Genomic DNA, 16547 nt, shown 5'->3' with positions numbered 1-16547 from the left:
GTGTAGCGCCCTCGGCCCCACCCGGTCAACCTTCTCGACCTCCCGGCCCCCTCCTCCCTAGCGTGGCCCGTCGTGCTCGCTTCCGAGCGCGCGACGAGAGGACGACATGGCCACGACGAGCGACGCCCCCGCGACCGGAGAGGCCGGCGGCACCTCCCTGCGCCGCCGCATCACCGGCCCGCTGCTCTACTTCTTCATCCTCGGCGACGTCCTCGGCGCGGGCATCTACGCCCTCATGGGCACGCTCTCGGCGGAGGTCGGCGGTACCGTCTGGATGCCCCTCCTGCTCGCGCTCGGCCTCGCGCTGCTGACCGCCGGCTCCTACGCCGAGCTGGTGACGAAGTACCCGAAGGCGGGAGGCGCGGCGGTGTTCGCGCAGCGGGCGTTCAAGCGCCCGATCGTCTCGTTCCTGGTCGGCTTCGCCATGCTCGCGGCCGGAGTGACCAGCGCGGCCGGTCTGTCGCTCGCGTTCGCCGGCGACTACCTCGGCACCTTCCTCGACGTGCCGACCGTGCCGACGGCCATCGTCTTCCTGATCCTCGTCGCGTGCCTCAACGCGCGGGGCGTCGCGGAGTCGCTGCTCAGCAACACGGTGATGACCGTGATCGAGGTCGGCGGCCTGCTGATCGTGATCGGATGCGTCGCGCTGCTGGTGGCGGGCGGAGGCGGCGACCTCGCCCGCACGGTCGAGCTCAGCTCCGAGCAGGCGCCGGCGCTGGCGGTGCTCGGCGCGGCGATCATCGCGTACTACTCCTTCGTCGGCTTCGAGACCTCGGCCAACATCGCCGAGGAGATCCGCGACCCCAGCCGCGTCTACCCGCGCGCGCTGTTCGGCTCGCTGCTGACGGCCGGTGCGGTGTACGTCCTGGTCGGCCTCGCGAGCTCGATCGCGCTGCCCGCCGACGAGCTGTCCGGATCCTCCGCCCCGCTGCTCGACGTCGTGACGGCGAGCGGAGTCGGGGTGCCGGCGTGGCTGTTCAGCCTGATCGCGCTCGTCGCGGTCGCCAACGGAGCGCTGCTGACCATGATCATGGCGAGCCGCGTCACCTACGGCATGGCGAAGGACGGCCTCCTCCCGGACGTGCTCGGCCACGTGCTGCCGAAGCGCCGGACGCCGTGGGTGGCCATCGCGGTGACCACGCTGGCGGCGTGCCTCCTGACTCTGGTCGGCGATCTGGCGACCCTCGCCGAGACCGTGGTGCTGCTCCTCCTGCTGGTGTTCATCAGCACGAACGTCTCGGTGCTCGTGCTGCGGCGCGACAAGGTCGAGCACGACCACTTCCGCGTGTGGACGGCGATCCCCGTGCTCGGCGTCGCCTCGTGCGTGCTGCTCCTCAGCCAGCAGGACCCGATCGTCTGGCTCTACGCGGGGATCCTCCTCGTGGTCGGAGTCCTCGTGCACCTGGCGACCCGCCGCTCCTCCCGCCGCACCGCCTGATCCGGCGGGGGATGGGCCGGCTGCACCATCCGACCGTCCTCCCTCGGCCGAGCCCCGTTCGCCCCGCGACCGGTCAAGCCCCTGGGCGGACGGCCGTCCGAGGCGTGGGATGGAGGGAACGGAAGGAGCACGAATGACCGACACACCCTCCCGCGAGGAGCTGCCGCTCCCCGACTGGAACGACATCCCGCTCGCCACGCTCGCGGAGCGCATCCGCCCGCTCGACGAGGCCGGCCTCGGCGCGCTGCTCGCCTACGAGGAGGCGCACGGGCACCGACTGCCGGTGACGACGATCCTGCACTCGCGCCTCGAGCAGCTGCGCGGGGGAGCGGAGCCGACAGGCAGCGTGCCGGAGTCGCTGCCCGAGGTGTCCCGCTCGTCGTCCGGATCGCCGGTCTCGCCGGCGACGTCCGGTCCGCCGATCAATCCGCCCTCGCACGGAGTGCCGACGAACCCGGCTCAGCCGCGCTGACGGCGGCGGGCGGAGTCGCGGTCGCGGCGGCTCCGCCCCCGCCGCGCGCTGCCCAGGGCCTGCCCAGCGCGCACGGGCAGACTGTCCGGAGCCGATGACGGCGACCGGACGAGGGAGCAGTACCCGGAACGCGACAAGACTGACTCGTAGGAGCTGTCATGTCCTGGATCGTCCTCATCCTCTCCGGTGTCCTCGAGGCCGTGTGGGCCACCGCCCTCGGCAAGTCGGAGGGGTTCACCCGGCTCGGCCCGTCGGTCGTCTTCGGAGTCGGCGTCGTCGCGAGCATGGCCGGCCTCGCCTACGCGATGCGCGAGCTGCCCACCGGCACCGCGTACGCGGTCTGGGTCGGGATCGGCGCTTCGCTGACCGTGCTCTACGGCATGTTCTTCGGCGGCGAGGGCTTCTCGCTCGTGCGCACGCTGCTGGTCCTCGGGATCGTCGGCTGCGTCGTCGGCCTGAAGCTCGTGCACTGACCTGGCGGCCGTCCTCTCCTCCGCGACAGGCCGCTCCCGTACGCGACACGCCGACGGAGGCGCGCCGGACTGGCATCTCGCCGAGGGTCCGAGGCCGGTGGTTGCAGGACGCCGCGCGTTCCACCTAGGCTCGGCACATCAGGGGAGAACGATCGTTCTACTGTTCTCCCCGCCCCCCAAGGAGGACTCATGCCCACTCGTACCGCACGCACCGCCTGGAACGGCTCGCTCGAGACCGGCGAGGGCCAGGTCGAGCTCTCGAGCTCGAAGATCGGCACCTACGACGTCTCGTTCCCCAAGCGCGCCGCCGACGACGCCAACGGCTCGACCAGCCCCGAGGAGCTCCTCGCGGCCGCCCACTCCGCCTGCTACGCGATGCAGTTCTCGGCCGTCCTCGGCCAGGCCGGCGGCACCGTCGAGGCGCTCGACGTCCGCGCCGACGTCTCGCTCGGCCCGGACTCGGCCGGCGGATTCAAGCTCACCGGCATCAAGCTCGTCGTGAGCGGCGAGGTCTCCGGCATCGACGAGGCCGCCTTCCTCAAGGCCGCCGACGAGGCCAAGGAGACCTGCCCCGTCAGCAAGGCGCTCACCGGAGTAGACATCACGCTCGACGCCACCTTCGAGGGCTGAGCCCCTCCGCACGTCACGAGCACCCCGTCGCGCATCGCGGCGGGGTGCTCGTGCGTCCGGCGCGGCCGCGGAGCGGCCTGTGGAGACCCCCGCCCCCACCGGCCGCCCGGCGCCCCCTGTCGTCAGACCGCCGCCGGCGCGTAGCGGAAGCCGGCGCCGAGGTGCTCCTCCGGCAGCCGGTCGCCGCGGCCGTGCAGCTTCTGGCGGAGGCTGCCCTTGACGTACTCCTCCGGGTACGCGCCGCGGCTGCGCAGCTCCGGCACGATGAACTCCACCACGTCCTCGAAGGTGCCGGGCGTGATCGCGTAGGCGAGGTTGAACCCGTCCACGTCGGTCTCCTCGACCCACTCCTGGAGGTGGTCGGCGACCTCTGCGGGCGAGCCGACGACGAACGGGCCGAGCCCGCCGATCACGCTGAGCTTGGCGATGTCGCGGACCTTCCACTCCGAGCCGTCCTCGTTCGCCTCCTGGAAGTTGGCGACGGCCGACTGGATCGCGTTGCTCTTCACGTTGCCGATCGGCTCGTCGAGGTCGTACTGCGACAGGTCGATGCCCATCCAGCCCGACATGAAGACCAGCGCCCCCTCCTCGCTCCCGTAGGAGAGGTAGTCGCGGTGCTTCTCGTGCGCGGCCTCGCTGGTCTCGGCGGTGATGATCGTCAGCAGCGTGTAGATCTTCGCGGAGTAGCGGTCGCGGCCGGCCGCCTCGAGGGCGTCGCGGATGCGCGAGACGGTCGCCTTCAGGCCGGCCTTCGTCGAGGACGCGACGAAGATCGCCTCCGCGTTGCCCGCCGCGAAGCGGATGCCGCGCGGCGACGCTCCCGCCTGGTAGATGACGGGGGTCCGCTGCACCGACGGCTCCGAGAGGTGGATGCCGGGGACGGTGAAGTTCTTGCCGCGGTGCCCGATCTCGTGCACCTTCGCCGGGTCGGTGAACACGCCGGACTCGCGGTCGCGGACGACCGCGTCGTCCTCCCACGACCCCTCCCACAGCTTGTAGAGCACCTCGAGGTACTCGTCGGCGACGTCGTAGCGGTCGTCGTGCTCGAGCTGGTCCTCGTGGCCCATGTTGCGGGCGGCGCTGGGGAGGTAGCCGGTGACGACGTTCCAGCCCACGCGGCCCTTCGTCAGGTGGTCGAGCGTCGACATGCGCCGCGCGAACGGGTACGGGTGCTCATAGGCGGTGCCGGCGGTGATGCCGAAGCCGAGGTGCTCGGTCGCGGCGGCCATCGCCGAGACGAGGAGGATCGGGTCGTTGACGGGGACCTGCGCGCCGTGGCGGATCGCCGCCTCGTTCGAGCCGCCGTAGACGTCGTAGGTGCCGAGCACGTCGGCGATGAAGATGCCGTCGAACGTGCCGCGCTCGAGCAGCTTCGCCAGGTCGGTCCAGTACGAGAGGTCCTTGTAGCGCCAGGACTGGTCCTGGGGGTGGCGCCACATGCCCGAGGACTGATGGGCGACGCAGTTCATGTCGAAGGCGTTGAAGCGGATCTGGCGGGTCATGGAGTCGATAGTGCCCAGAAGAGCAGCGAACGGGTACCGAGCGCGACGCACGGCGTCACAAAGCGACGCCCGTCGAGGCGCCCGGCAGGTCTGGGTGGTCGGCGACGTCCTCGACGAGCTGGCCGACCTCGAGGACCGCATCGGCAGCGCGATGATCGAGAGTCGGATCGGGTGATGCGCCGGGGCGCACCGCCCCCGCCCACCGACCGGGCGGCTCCTCCTCCTACGCCAGCTCGCGCCCCAGGAAGCGCACGTGCTCGCCGATCTGGAACGCCTCGCCGCCCTCATGGCCGTTGAAGGGGTAGACCCGGATCTCGCGGGGTCCGGCATAGCGGTTGTAGGAGGCGTAGACGGTGGACGGCGGGCAGATGTCGTCGCGGAGCGCCACCGAGAACAGCGCGGGGGACTGCGCGTAGGGGGCGAAGGAGGTGCCGTCGAAGTACGAGAGGGTGTCGAACACGCGCGCCTCGGCGCCGCGGTGGGTGTGCAGGTACTGCACGATCTCGCCGTACGGCATCGTGTCGACCAGCCGGACGGCGTGCGGGATTTGGGAGAGGAACGGCACGTCGACGATCGCGGCGCGCGCCGACTCCGACTCGCCGAGCAGGCCCAGGATCCCGGTGACGGCGAGAGCGATCCCGCCTCCCTGGCTGCCGCCCGAGACGGCCACGCGGGAGGCGTCGACCGCGGGGTGCGCGCGCAGCACGTCGAGCGCGCGGACGGCGTCGGTGAAGACGCGGCGGTAGAAGTGCTCCGCGGGCGACTCGATGCCCTGCGTCATGAAGCCGGAGACGTGCGGCCCGCTGCCCACCGGGTCGGGCGTCGCTCCGGAGCGGTGCCCGGACCCCTGGCCGCGGGTGTCCATGACCAGGTGCGCGTAGCCGGCGGCCGACATCGCGGTCCACTCCGCGAGCTGCCCGCGGCCGCCTCCGTAGCCGATGAAGGTCACGAGCCCGGGGAGGGGGCCCTCGACGCCGCGGGGGAGTATCAGCCACGCGCGGATCGGGTGGCCGCCGAAGCCGGAGTAGGTGACGTCGAAGGTGTCGAGCAGTCCGAAGCCGGCGTCGACCCGCTCGAGGCGCGGCTCGGTCGCGACGGCCCTCGCCTCGGCGATCGTGTCGCGCCAGAACTCGGCGAACCCGGCGGGCTCGGCGATCTCGGGGGCGTACTGCTCGAGGAGGTCGAGCGGGAGGTCGTACTGCGGCATCACGGACTCCTTCTCGGGCAGCGGCGCCCGAGGATCGAGGCTACTGGAGGCACGGGCCCACCTGGGTGCGGCGTGGGAGAACGCCGCAGAGCGGAATGCCCGGGCATCCTCCGCGTTCTCCTCAGCATGACGACGTACGGAATCATCGGAGCAGGCAACATCGGCAGCCAGGTCGCACGGGCGGTCATCGCCCTCGGGGACGAGGTGGTCATCGCGAACTCGCGCGGCCCCGAGACCCTCGCCGACCTCATCGCGGAGCTCGGCCCGAAGGCCCGCGCCGCCACGGCACAGGAGGCGGCCGAGGCTGCCGAGATCGCCGTGGTGACGGTGCCGCTGAAGAACCTCGAGGAGGTGCCGGTCGCCCCGCTCGCCGGCAAGATCGTCCTCGACACGAACAACTACTACTTCGAGCGCGACGGCCGCATCGAGGCGCTCGACAAGGGCGAGACCACGACCAGCGAGATGCTCCAGCAGCACCTCCCGGAGTCGAAGGTCGTCAAGGCGTTCAACCACATCATGGCCGCCGACATCACCACCGACGGCACCCCGGCCGGCACGCCCGACCGCCGCGCTCTCGCGACGTCGAGCGACTACCCCGAGGCGATCCACTTCGTGACCGACCTCTACGACCGGATCGGCTTCGACACCGTCGCGATCACGCCGCTGAGCGAGTCGTGGCGCGTCGAGCGCGACCGCCCCGCCTACGTGGTGCGGCAGAACCGCGAGGAGCTCGAGGCCAACCTCGCGAAGGCCCCCCGCACGGTCTGATCCAGCCACTCGAAGGGGAGCGGTGCTGCGGCGCCGCTCCCCTTCTGCCTGTCCGGACGGCCTCGGAGGCGCGCCCGGGACGGCCCCCTCGGCGCTCACCGCCGCCGAGCCTGCGATAGTCGAGAGGACCAGCCACGCACCAGAGAGCCCCGATCGGGCTCCGAGAGGAGAGGCCTGCCATGCCCTCGACACCCCGTTCCGTCCCCTCCCGCTCCGGGCTCTCGCGCCGCAGCGTCGTGATCGGCGGTCTCGCGGTGCTCCCGCTGCTCAGCGCCTGCACGCCCGACTCCTCCGCTCCGGACGACGCCCAGCAGGAGGCGCCCCGCACCCGCACCGCGGCTCCGAGCGGGCCGGTGGCGCTCGCCCCGGACGCGCTCGCCGCGAGCGCGGCCCTGTTCGCCTCGGCTCCGCTGGTCGTCCTGGTCGAGGACGTCGCCGAGTCCCGCCTGCGCGCCGCCCAGGTGAGCATCGCCTGGGGCGTGCCGCTGCTGGTCGGCTCGGCGGGATCCGGAGCGACGGCCGCCCCGACCGCGGACGCCGCGGCCGCGGGATCCACGGCTTCCGAGACGCCGTCCGACTCCGCGACGCCGTCGGACTCGGCGACGCCGTCCGACTCCGCGACCCCGTCCGTCGCTCCGTCCTCCACCGCTCCGACCTCCGACGCCCTCGCCGCCGAGTTCGCCCGCCTCGGCGTGACCCGCGTGCTCGCGATCGGCGACGTCACCGCGCCCGAGGGCGTCGACGTCGTCGCCTCCGCCTCCGACGAGGCCGCCCTCAGCACCGCGTCCGGCCTGACCGTGACCGACCTGGCGCTCGCCGACCTCGCCGCCGCCGCGCCGTCCACCGCCTCCGACGCTCCCTTCGGCGCCCTCCCGGCCCGGGCCGACGCCCTGACCGGCCTGCACGCCCTCGCCCGCGCGCAGGACGCCGACGTCGCCGCTCTGGCGACCGCCCGCGCGGCCGGCGTACCCGTCACCGTGGTCGACGGCGACGACCTGCTCGCCTCGGGCGGAGCCGTGACCGCGATCGCCGAGGCCGACGCCTCCTGCACGCTGCTGCTCGGCCCCGTGCTCGCCGCCCAGCCCGAGCCCGAGTGGGCCGTGCGCGCGGCCGCGAGCGGCTGGCAGCTGCCGGGCGGCGGCCAGCGGATGTTCGGCGGGCACCTCTTCGTCGCGATCTACGGCACTCCGGGCGCTCCCGTCCTCGGCGTGCTGGGGGAGCAGGGCCTCGAGCCCACGATCGCTCGGGCGGAGGCGGTGGCCGAGCCGTACCGGGCGCTCACCGACAAGCAGGTCGTGCCGAGCCTCGAGATCATCACCACGGTCGCGGCGGGCGACCCCGGCAAGGACGGCGACTACTCCAACGAGCTCGACGCCGCCGACATCCGCCCCTACATCGACGCGGCGCAGGCGGCGGGGATGTACGTGGTGCTCGACCTGCAGTCGGGGCTGACCGACTTCCTCACCCAGGCGAAGCAGTACGCGGACCTCCTGTCGCTGCCCAACGTCGGCCTCGCGCTCGACCCGGAGTGGCGCCTGCTGCCCGGCCAGAAGCCGCTGCAGCAGATCGGGCGCGTCTCGGCCGCCGAGGTCGACAGCGTGTCGGAGTGGCTGGCCGACCTGGTGCAGAGCGAGGGGCTGCCGCCGAAGATGTTCGTGCTGCACCAGTTCCGGCTGTCGATGCTGCAGGACCGCGACAGCATCCGCCGCGACCGGCCCGAGCTGGAGTTCCTCATCCACGTCGACGGCCAGGGCTCGCAGCCCGACAAGCAGGCGACCTGGGACGCGCTGCACGAGGGCGCCCCCGAGGGCATCGGCTGGGGCTGGAAGAACTTCTACGACGAGGACGCGCCCATGCTCACCCCCGCCGAGACCATGGCCGAGGTCCGCCCCCTCCCCGACCTCGTCACCTACCAGTAGGCGGAGACCGAGGACGGGCGTCAGCGGCGCAGGAGCTCGCCGGAGACGACGCCCGCCTCGACCTCCTCGAGGGCACGGCCGCGGGTCTCGGGCACGCGCTTCCAGATGAAGACGAGCGCGAGCAGCCCGACGGCGCCGAACAGGAAGAACGTTCCGGTGATGCCGAAGCCGGAGACGAGGGTGGGGAAGAACAGGCCGAGCACCGCGTTCGTGATCCAGTGGCAGAAGATCGCGATGCCGACGCCGACGCCGCGGATCCGCAGCGGGAAGATCTCGGACAGCATCACCCAGGTGACGATGTTGAGGAACGTCTGCATGCTCCCCACGAACGCGACGACCAGCACCAGGATCACGTACGGCCGCGCCGGGTTCCCCACGGGGAGCGCGACGGAGGCGATGCCGATCATGAAGTGCATCGCGGTGGTCAGGGAGTAGCCGAGCAGGAGGGTCGTGCGGCGGTTCATCGTCTGCATGAGCCGCAGCCCGATCAGGCCGCCGATCACGGCGATCGCCCCGGGTGCGATGTTGGCGACGAGCGCGCCGTCGTGGTCGAAGCCCGCCTCCTTCAGCACCGACTGGCCGTAGTACATGATCGAGTTGATGCCGGTGAGCTGCTGGGCGACTCCGATCCCGATGCCGACCAGCAGGATGCGCACCGCCCAGCGCTCGCGCAGCGCCTGCAGCAGGGGGATCCTCGGGCCGTCCTTCGCGCCGATCGAGCGGGCGATGGTCTCCGCCTCCGCATGGGCCCGGTCGGGCGTCCGGATGGTCGTGAGCACGTCGAGCGCCTCGTCGCGGCGGCCGTGCGCGATCAGCCAGCGCGGCGACTCCGGGACCCGGGTCATGCCGAGCAGGAGCGCGGCGGCGGGGAGCGCGGCGACGGCGAGCATGATCCGCCAGACGCCGGGCAGCTCGCCCCAGACGGTGCCGATGACGGCGTTGGCCACGAAGGCGGCGAGCTGGCCGATCACGATCATCAGCTCGTTGCGGCCGGCGAGCGAGCCGCGGATCTCGGAGGGGGAGATCTCGGAGAGGTAGATCGGCACGACCACCGAGGCGCCGCCGACGGCCAGCCCGAGGACCGCCCGCCCGAGGACCATCACGCCGAAGCCCGGCGCCACCACGCAGACCAGGGCGCCGACGAGGAAGAGCACGGCGAGCAGGCGGATCGTGGTCCGCCTCCCGAGGGCGTCGGCGAGGCGTCCGCCCGAGATCGCGCCGATCGCGGCGGCGAAGAGGAGCGAGCTGGTGACGACCCCCTCGGTCAGCGCGGTGAGGCCCAGCTCGGCCGACATCGGCTCCAGGGCGCCGTTGATGACGCCGGTGTCGTAGCCGAAGAGGAGGCCGCCGAGGGTCGCGATGAGCGCGATGAGGCCGAGACGCCGAGTCGACGCCTCCAGGGAGGTGGTGGTCATCCGCTCACTCTGACGCATGGCCGCGCGGTGAGCGAACCCTGGACCGTCGGGGGAACCCGGTGTAGCGGGTCCCCTCGACGGCCCGGGGCCCCTCGGCGGCAGGGAGGGGGGAGGGAGCGTGCGGAGGGGGCGCTCAGGAGGAGACGCGCGCGCCCTCGCGCAGGCCCTCCTCCTTGGCCTGCTGCACCAGGGCGGCGATGCGACGGCGCGAGCGCGAGCGCCCGGCGAGCAGCGCCGCGAGGATGAGGGCGACGCCGAGGATCACGAGCAGCTGCGGGACCGGCACGGCGGCGACCGTGATCGACTCCGTCACGGGAGCGGTGGCGACCGGCTCCTGATCGGCGGCGGCGACGGTCGGTGCGATGGTCAGGTCGGCGCCGACCCCGAAGAGGGGCCAGATGCCGTCGAGCTGCACCGAGACGCTGCGCCGGTCGCCGGGCAGCAGCTCCTGCTGGGGCGCGTCGGCCGCGACGACGGGGGCGGTGGCGCCCTGGGCGCTCGCCGTGCCGTCGAGCAGCAGGCGCACGTTGCCGGTGTTCACCACGTCGGCGACGAGCGAGAGGGAGCCGGGCTGGAACGGGTTCCAGGAGAGGCGGTAGTCGCTGGCCAGGTCCTCGACGGAGAAGGAGGGGGTCACCTCGCCGGTCACGCGGGTCATCACGCGGAAGCCGATGCGGCTCTCCACTCCGACGTTCGCACCTCCCGCCTCGGTGCCCTGCGAGAGCACGGAGGCGGCGATGCCGGCGGCGTGGTCGCCGGGGGTGGCGTTGTCGGGGACCGTCACGGTGAACGGCACCACGCCGCTGCTGCCCGGATCGACGGTCACGGTCTCGGGGGCGGAGATCCACAGCCCGGCGTCGACCGACTCCTGGTCCGAGTTGAGCATGTTGAAGCGGCCGGTGTCGGTGAAGTAGCCGTCGGCGCTGGTGATGCTGAAGGTCACGGGCTGGTCGCTGAGGTTCCGCACGACCGCCTCGTCCGAGGCGCTCGCGCCGGGGGCGAGCTCGAGCTCGACCCACGCGCGCTTGTCGGGGACGCCGTCGGTGGAGGGGCTGACCGCCCAGGTGATCGCTCCGTCGGCCGCGACGGCCGCCGGAGCGACCCCCACGCCGAGGAGGGCGACGATCAGCGCGAGCAGCGCGGGGAGGAGCGGGCGGCGGGGAGCGGCGGAGCGGCGCGGAGCAGTCATCAGAACCTCATGGTCGCACGGGGGAAGCACGACGCGGCCGGGCGGGCGGGCCCGGCCGCGTCGGCCGTGGTGGGATCGCGGCCGAGGGAGTGCGTCCCCCGGCCGCGACGGGTCACTCGAAGAGCGACAGGGTGATGGTGGACGAGTACGCGCCGGCGTCCACGTTCACGGGGGTGCGGAGGAAGAGGTCGGCGTCGGCGCTCCAGGAGCCCTCGGGGTTGACCTGCTGGGAGTTGCTGGCGACGATCGCGAGCAGCTCCTCGTTCTTCAGGCCCTGGCCGTTGGCGCCGCCGTCGATGGCGGTGTCGACGACCTGGCCCGCGGCGACCTCGCCGAGGTCGCCGCCGTCGACGAGAGCCGGGGCCCAGCCCAGGTTCTCGGCGCCGATGATGGAGCCGTCGGCCGAGGTGAAGGCGTCGGCGGTGCCGAGGACGTACCAGGCGGAGTCGGGGGAGACGTCCTCGGCGTCACGGGTGTCGGTGACCGTGACGGTCGGCAGGGTGCCGGTGAACTGGCGGCGGACGTTGTCCGAGCCGTCCTCGGCCAGGGTCGTCGAGTCGCCGGCGACGGTCATCGAGAGGGCGCCGGTCCCGGGGAGGTCGGCGATGTCGACGTTGACGTCGACGTCGTCGCTGCCGTAGTTGGTGTCGGCGGCGAAGGCCGTTCCGGCGACTCCGAGCAGGAGGACGCCTCCGGCCAGTCCGGCGGCTCCGCGGATCAGAAGGGATCGGGTGTTCATGTCGGGTGTTCTCCGTTCTCCGGCCGGCGTCGTCGCCGGCTCGATCTCAGTGGGTGTGGGTCGTGCCCGCGGGTCAGCTGCAGCCGGCCGCGGAGTAGGGGGCGGTCGAGGAGGCCGTGGCCGGCTTCCCGTTGACGAACGCGGTCGCCGTGGCGGTCGCGGATCCGTCGGTCACGCTCGTCGCCCGGGTGGTGAAGGCGGCCGAGACGGTGGCGCCGGGAGCGACGTCGGCGAAGCTCTTGGAGCCCCACGTCGTGCCGACCACGATCTTCGCAGCGAAGGCGTTCGGGTTCGTGGCGGTCGCGGTGACGACGATCCTCCCGGCGACGCAGCGCGTCGTGGAGGTCGTGGTCACGGCGATCGCGGGTGCCGAGTCGGTCACGGGACCGACGGAGGCGGAGGCCGTCGCCGGCGTCCACTGCGGCTTCGCGGCGGTCACGGCCACCGAGATCGTCGCTCCGCGGTCGGCGGCGGTGAGCGTGTAGCTCGACGCCGTCGCCCCGCTGATCGCGGTCCCGCCGCGCTTCCACTGGAAGCCGGTCGCCGTCCACGGGGAGGAGGCGGAGGCGGTCAGCGTGCTGCCCACCGTCGCCTTCCCCGTGATCGAGGCTGCGAGCGGCGCGGTGTCGACGATCGTCTGCGCGGCGACGCTGGTGAGGGTCGGGACGACCTTCTGCATGAGCCCGGTCGTCTTGTCGAAGGTCACCCGGTCGATCGTCGTCTCGCGGTGCTGGCCGTCTCCGCCGGGGATGGCGAAGCGGTGGTAGGCGATGTACCAGTCGTCCGTGCCGGGCACGTTGACGATCGAGTTGTGGCCCGTGGCGAGGATGCCCTGCGAGGTGTCCTTCTCGAGGACCACGCCGCGGTAGGTCCACGGTCCGTCGACGCTCGTCGAGGTGGCGTAGCCGACCTTGTAGTTCTCCGAGCCGGTGTCGTCGATCGAGTAGGTGAGGTGGTACAGACCGTCGCGGTAGTTCAGGAACGCACCCTCGCGGAAGTCGGTCAGGCCGCTGATCTTCTTGATCGTGCCGGTCTTGATCGAGAGCATGTCGTCGGACAGCTCCCCGTAGAGCGGGTCGCCGTTGCCCCAGAAGAGGTAGCTCTTGCCGGTCTTCGGGTCGGTGAACGCGGCGGGGTCGATCGCCTGGCCGGACCGCACGGACTCGCCGTTGGTGATCATCGCGGTCGGCTGCGCCGTGAACGGGCCCATCGGGCTGTCCGAGACGGCGACTCCGATCGTCTTGCGGTTCAGCGAGGAGTTCTCGCCGGAGAAGTAGAAGTAGTACTTCCCGTTCTTCTCGATGATCGTCGGCGCCCAGGCGTTGCCGGTCGCCCACGGCACGTTGCCGTTCGCGCCGTCGAGCGTCAGGAAGGGCTGCTCCGAGCGGGTCCAGTCGATGAGGTTCTTCGAGGACCAGGCGTAGAAGGTCTTGCCGCCCCAGCCGGCGAAGCCGTCCGAGGTCGCGTACAGGTAGTAGGTGTCGCCGAAGACCGCGATGTTCGGGTCGGCGTTCAGGCCTGCGAGGACGGGGGACTTCATGACGACGGCCTTCAGGGTCCAGGTGGTCGCGGTGCCGCCGGCGGCGGGCGTGAGCACGACCGTCTGCGGGGTGGAGAGGTCGCGGACGGTGCCGGAGGCGGGGCTCGCCGTGACGCCGGCCGCGGTGGAGAAGGTCGGGGTGAGCTTCGTCAGGTCGGTCCCCGGCTTCACCGGGAAGGTGACCGTCCTGCTCGCCGAGTCGACGATCGGGGCCGTCTTCAGGACGTCGCCGCTGAGCGACAGGTCGACCAGGGCCGACGTGTTGCCGGAGGCGGCGAGCACCTCGGAGGCGCTGAGGGCCCGGTTGTATACCGAGAACTCGCGGATCTGGCCGCGGAAGCGGTTGTCGGCGTCGTAGTTCGAGCGCCCGATGTAGTTCGCCGAGGTGGAGCCGCCGCCGATGTCCTTCGGGTCGGTCGTGACGGTGCCGCTGGCGACCTTCACTCCGTCGAGGTAGATCGTGCCGGTGGTGCCGGAGAGCGTGTACGTCAGGTGCGCCCAGGTGCCGCGGGGGAGGGCCGAGCCGCCGGCGACGGTCTGCTCGGTGGTGTAGTTCCCGGTCGCGATGCTGGTGCGGTAGTTGTTGCCCGAGGTGAAGAGGTAGCCGTCGCCGGCGCCGTTCGTGGTGTTGCCCAGGCCGTAGAGGAAGTAGGCGCCGCCCTGCGCGGGGTCGATCCAGACGTCGGACTGGATGGTGAGGTCCGTCACTCCGGCGAGCAGGTCGTTCGGCAGCTTGACGTAGTCGTCGGTGCCGTCGAGCTGCAGGGCGCCGTCCTTCCAGGTGCCACCCGAGGGCAGCGTGCCGTTCTGGTTGTTGCCCGAGCTGTCGCGCACCGTGGTGCCCGAGCCGCCGTCGAAGGTGTAGCGGAGGATCTCGCCGGCCGCGTTGACCGGCTTCGCGGCGGGGCCGGTGCTGCTGGTGCCGTAGGCGGCCGTCAGGCGCGCCTCCTCAGCGCTCGAGAGGCGGAGCACCGAGCCGTGGCGGAAGGGCTTCGAGAACGAGTACGTGTTCGCGCCGGTGGTGCCGACAGGAAGCGCCGTGAACCGCATGTCCGCGAGGGTGTCGGTGACGTAGGCGGAGTAGCCGAACGAGTCGCCCATGACGACCCAGCGGCCGTCGGGCAGCTGGTAGACGGTGAGGCCCTCGAGGTGGTCGGAGAGGCCGCGGGACTTCTCCTCGCCGAAGCCGATCACGCGGGTCCAGGGGCCGGCGAGACTCGGGGCCTTGTCGACGACCGTGCGCCAGTCGGCGGTGGAGAAGCGGTAGTACGTGTCCCCCTCCTTCGCGATGGTCGTGTCGATGATGCTGCCGCGGCTCCCGCCGCCGGCGGCGGGGTTCTCGTCCAGCCAGACCTTCGGGGTGGAGAAGCCGACGAAGTCGCGCGTGGTCGAGACGTAGACGCGCTGGGCGGAGGCCCCGCCGGTCAGCGTCTTGTCGCGGGCGGCCCAGTAGACGTAGTACTGGCCGGTCGCGTCGTCCCAGATCGCCTCAGGAGCCCAGACGTTGCCCGCGTCGGGGAAGCCGGCGAAGACGATGCTCTGATCGCTCCAGTTCACGAGGTCCGTCGAGCGCCAGACGACGAGGTTCTTGCTCGCGTTGGTCTGGTCCCAGGTGCCGCCGGGAGCGGTGCCCTCGGCGTGCAGGTCGGTGCCGATGATCCAGTACTCGTCGCCGGTGGGGGAGCGCACGAGGTGCGGATCGCGGACGCCGAGGGTGCCGCCGAGGTTGGCGAGCACGGCCTTGTCGTTGTTGAGCTTCGACCAGTGCAGACCGTCGGTGCTGGAGCCGAAGTAGATCTTCTCGTAGTCGGTCGAGGCGAAGTGGGTCCAGAGGTAGCCCGCGTCGTACTCGGTGTCGAGGTCCGCGGGAGCCGCGGTCACCGTGACGGGCAGCTGCCGGGTCGCAGTCGTGCCGGCGATCGTCGCGGTGAGTGTGACGGGCGTGGCGGCGGACCGGCGCTTCACGACGCCGGTCGTGCTGAGCACGGCCGTGTTCGAGGAGGACCAGGCGACGTCGTAGGAGCCGGCCTTCGCGGGCAGCGTCACGTTGCCGCGGACGTCGCCGGAGTTGACGATCGAGAGGGCGTCGAGCGCCTTCTGGGCGTCGGCGTTCACGTCCTTGGCGGGCACGGTGGCGGTGAAGGTGCGGGTGGCCGTGGCCGAGCCGCGGGTGGTCGTGGCGGTCAGCTCGACCGAGGCGACCCCGGTCGCGGGCGGCGTGACGACTCCGCTGGTCGAGACGACCGCGGAGTTGCTCGAGGCCCAGGCGATGGCGGAGCCGTTGGGGCCGGTCGTCGGGAGGGTGAGGTTCGCGGAGACCGAGGAGAGGCTCCCGAGGTCCAGGGCGGCGGAGTCGCGGGAGACGCGCGTGCTGTCCGGGGCCTGGAGGGTCGCGACGTCGGCCGCGCTGAGCGCCGTGCTGTAGACGCGGAAGTCGCGGACCGAGCCGGCGAGGGTCTTGTCCGCCGTGTAGACGGAGCGGCCGATCGCGTTCGCGGTGGTGGTGCCGTTGCCGATCGCGGCGGGAGTGATGGTCACTCCTGTCTGCTGCGCGACCTGGGTGCCGTCGAGGTAGAGGCGTGCGGTGTCGCTCGCGTCGTCGAGCGTGTAGGTGAGGGTCTTCCAGACGCTGCGCGCGAGGTTCGCGTTGGAGTTGACGGTCTGCTCGGTGGTCCAGTTGCCGGTGGCGATCGAGGCCTTGTAGCCGTTGCCCGTCGTGTAGAGGTAGCCGTTCCCGGCGCCGTTCGTCGTGTTGCCGAGGCCCCAGATGAAGTAGGGCGTGCCCTGGTTCGCGTTCACCAGGACCTCGGTGCTGACCGTGATCGAGTTCAGGCCCGCGAGCAGGTCGTCGGGCAGCTTGACGTAGTCGTCGGTCCCGTCGAGGGCGACGCCCGCGGCTCCGCGAGGAGCGGCTCCGTTGACGAGCGTGCCGGTGCGGCCCTTGCCCGAGCTGTCGGCGACGGTCGTGCCGCTCGTCTCGTCGAGCGCGTAGCGCAGGACGAGGCTGTCGGAGGGAGCTGCGCTCGCCGACTGGGCCGTCAGAAGGGGGACGGTGAGGGCCACGGCCGTCACGAGGACGAGTGGTCGCAGGAAAGGCTTCATCGCGCTTTGCTCCAGGGTCGGCACCATTGCTGAGGGGAGGGAGTGTGCCGGTTTCGTACGCGGCAATGTTCACGGTAACACTATGTTGACGACAACGTGAAGAGCCTAACCGGATCATTTCCCGACACTCCAGAGGAGAGGCGAACCGGTTCG

General features: G+C 71.8%; 13 protein-coding genes and 1 riboswitch. Of the genes, 7 read left to right on the top strand and 6 right to left on the bottom strand.

What is annotated here, in order from left to right:
- Window positions 1-106: 106 nt before the first annotated feature.
- The 4 genes from C5C30_RS07320 (at window position 107) to C5C30_RS07305 (ending at window position 3013) form a co-directional block, all read left to right on the top strand.
- Window positions 107-1438, top strand: a complete 1332-nt coding sequence (locus C5C30_RS07320) for an APC family permease (RefSeq protein WP_104333447.1) — start codon at window positions 107-109, stop codon at window positions 1436-1438.
- A gap of 133 nt (window positions 1439-1571) precedes the next feature.
- Window positions 1572-1910: a hypothetical protein gene (locus C5C30_RS07315; protein WP_104247812.1), complete on the top strand. Its 339-nt coding sequence runs from the start codon at window positions 1572-1574 to the stop codon at window positions 1908-1910.
- Between the two features lie 85 nt (window positions 1911-1995).
- A riboswitch (guanidine-III (ykkC-III) riboswitch) is annotated at window positions 1996-2059 on the top strand.
- Window positions 2060-2068: 9 nt separating this feature from the next.
- The gene (locus C5C30_RS07310) at window positions 2069-2383 is read left to right on the top strand and encodes a multidrug efflux SMR transporter (RefSeq protein WP_104222377.1); all 315 of its coding nucleotides are present in this window, start codon (window positions 2069-2071) and stop codon (window positions 2381-2383) included.
- Between the two features lie 189 nt (window positions 2384-2572).
- Complete coding sequence (locus tag C5C30_RS07305; protein ID WP_104247811.1) at window positions 2573-3013, top strand: OsmC family peroxiredoxin; 441 nt, start codon at window positions 2573-2575, stop codon at window positions 3011-3013.
- A 122-nt stretch (window positions 3014-3135) separates the two neighbouring features.
- Here C5C30_RS07305 and C5C30_RS07300 read toward each other — a convergent pair whose 3' ends face one another.
- Window positions 3136-4515 (bottom strand): LLM class flavin-dependent oxidoreductase, encoded by a 1380-nt coding sequence (locus tag C5C30_RS07300; protein ID WP_104227023.1) that lies wholly within the window; start codon window positions 4513-4515, stop codon window positions 3136-3138.
- A gap of 10 nt (window positions 4516-4525) precedes the next feature.
- On the opposite strand from C5C30_RS07300, the gene C5C30_RS17630 reads away from it, so the two are divergent.
- On the top strand, window positions 4526-4690 hold the full coding sequence (locus tag C5C30_RS17630) for a hypothetical protein (protein WP_181131493.1): 165 nt from the start codon (window positions 4526-4528) through the stop codon (window positions 4688-4690).
- Between the two features lie 48 nt (window positions 4691-4738).
- Here the strand turns inward: C5C30_RS17630 and C5C30_RS07295 are convergent, their stop codons facing one another.
- Window positions 4739-5722 (bottom strand): acetylxylan esterase, encoded by a 984-nt coding sequence (locus C5C30_RS07295; RefSeq protein ID WP_104333446.1) that lies wholly within the window; start codon window positions 5720-5722, stop codon window positions 4739-4741.
- Between the two features lie 126 nt (window positions 5723-5848).
- On the opposite strand from C5C30_RS07295, the gene C5C30_RS07290 reads away from it, so the two are divergent.
- Window positions 5849-6490 (top strand): NADPH-dependent F420 reductase, encoded by a 642-nt coding sequence (locus tag C5C30_RS07290; RefSeq protein ID WP_104227021.1) that lies wholly within the window; start codon window positions 5849-5851, stop codon window positions 6488-6490.
- A 179-nt stretch (window positions 6491-6669) separates the two neighbouring features.
- Window positions 6670-8409 carry a hypothetical protein gene (locus C5C30_RS07285; protein WP_104333445.1) on the top strand — a complete coding sequence of 580 codons (1740 nt, stop codon included), beginning with the start codon at window positions 6670-6672 and terminating at the stop codon, window positions 8407-8409.
- A gap of 20 nt (window positions 8410-8429) precedes the next feature.
- Here the strand turns inward: C5C30_RS07285 and C5C30_RS07280 are convergent, their stop codons facing one another.
- From C5C30_RS07280 to C5C30_RS07265, 4 genes are all read right to left on the bottom strand, one after another.
- Complete coding sequence (locus tag C5C30_RS07280) at window positions 8430-9824, bottom strand: sugar porter family MFS transporter (protein ID WP_258065835.1); 1395 nt, start codon at window positions 9822-9824, stop codon at window positions 8430-8432.
- A 133-nt stretch (window positions 9825-9957) separates the two neighbouring features.
- Complete coding sequence (locus C5C30_RS07275) at window positions 9958-11013, bottom strand: WxL protein peptidoglycan domain-containing protein (protein WP_104333443.1); 1056 nt, start codon at window positions 11011-11013, stop codon at window positions 9958-9960.
- 112 nt (window positions 11014-11125) lie between these two features.
- Window positions 11126-11752, bottom strand: a complete 627-nt coding sequence (locus C5C30_RS07270; protein ID WP_104255591.1) for a hypothetical protein — start codon at window positions 11750-11752, stop codon at window positions 11126-11128.
- 73 nt (window positions 11753-11825) lie between these two features.
- Window positions 11826-16394 (bottom strand): family 43 glycosylhydrolase, encoded by a 4569-nt coding sequence (locus tag C5C30_RS07265; protein ID WP_181131491.1) that lies wholly within the window; start codon window positions 16392-16394, stop codon window positions 11826-11828.
- Window positions 16395-16547: the final 153 nt, after the last annotated feature.

This window comes from Rathayibacter sp. AY2B5 (assembly GCF_002931645.1).
In the GTDB taxonomy this organism is placed as follows: domain Bacteria; phylum Actinomycetota; class Actinomycetes; order Actinomycetales; family Microbacteriaceae; genus Rathayibacter.
The sequence above is the reverse complement of the archived record's forward strand: the minus strand, read 5'-3'. Positions and strand labels throughout refer to the sequence as shown.

Bases quoted from the DNA above. Each gene is read 5' to 3' on its own strand.
- C5C30_RS07320 (WP_104333447.1), top strand. From the start codon at position 107: ATGGCCACGACGAGCGACGCCCCCGCGACCGGAGAGGCCGGCGGCACC.
- C5C30_RS07315 (WP_104247812.1), top strand. From the start codon at position 1,572: ATGACCGACACACCCTCCCGCGAGGAGCTGCCGCTCCCCGACTGGAAC.
- C5C30_RS07310 (WP_104222377.1), top strand. From the start codon at position 2,069: ATGTCCTGGATCGTCCTCATCCTCTCCGGTGTCCTCGAGGCCGTGTGG.
- C5C30_RS07305 (WP_104247811.1), top strand. From the start codon at position 2,573: ATGCCCACTCGTACCGCACGCACCGCCTGGAACGGCTCGCTCGAGACC.
- C5C30_RS07300 (WP_104227023.1), bottom strand. From the start codon at position 4,515: ATGACCCGCCAGATCCGCTTCAACGCCTTCGACATGAACTGCGTCGCC.
- C5C30_RS07295 (WP_104333446.1), bottom strand. From the start codon at position 5,722: ATGCCGCAGTACGACCTCCCGCTCGACCTCCTCGAGCAGTACGCCCCC.
- C5C30_RS07290 (WP_104227021.1), top strand. From the start codon at position 5,849: ATGACGACGTACGGAATCATCGGAGCAGGCAACATCGGCAGCCAGGTC.
- C5C30_RS07285 (WP_104333445.1), top strand. From the start codon at position 6,670: ATGCCCTCGACACCCCGTTCCGTCCCCTCCCGCTCCGGGCTCTCGCGC.
- C5C30_RS07280 (WP_258065835.1), bottom strand. From the start codon at position 9,824: ATGACCACCACCTCCCTGGAGGCGTCGACTCGGCGTCTCGGCCTCATC.
- C5C30_RS07275 (WP_104333443.1), bottom strand. From the start codon at position 11,013: ATGACTGCTCCGCGCCGCTCCGCCGCTCCCCGCCGCCCGCTCCTCCCC.
- C5C30_RS07270 (WP_104255591.1), bottom strand. From the start codon at position 11,752: ATGAACACCCGATCCCTTCTGATCCGCGGAGCCGCCGGACTGGCCGGA.
- C5C30_RS07265 (WP_181131491.1), bottom strand. From the start codon at position 16,394: ATGAAGCCTTTCCTGCGACCACTCGTCCTCGTGACGGCCGTGGCCCTC.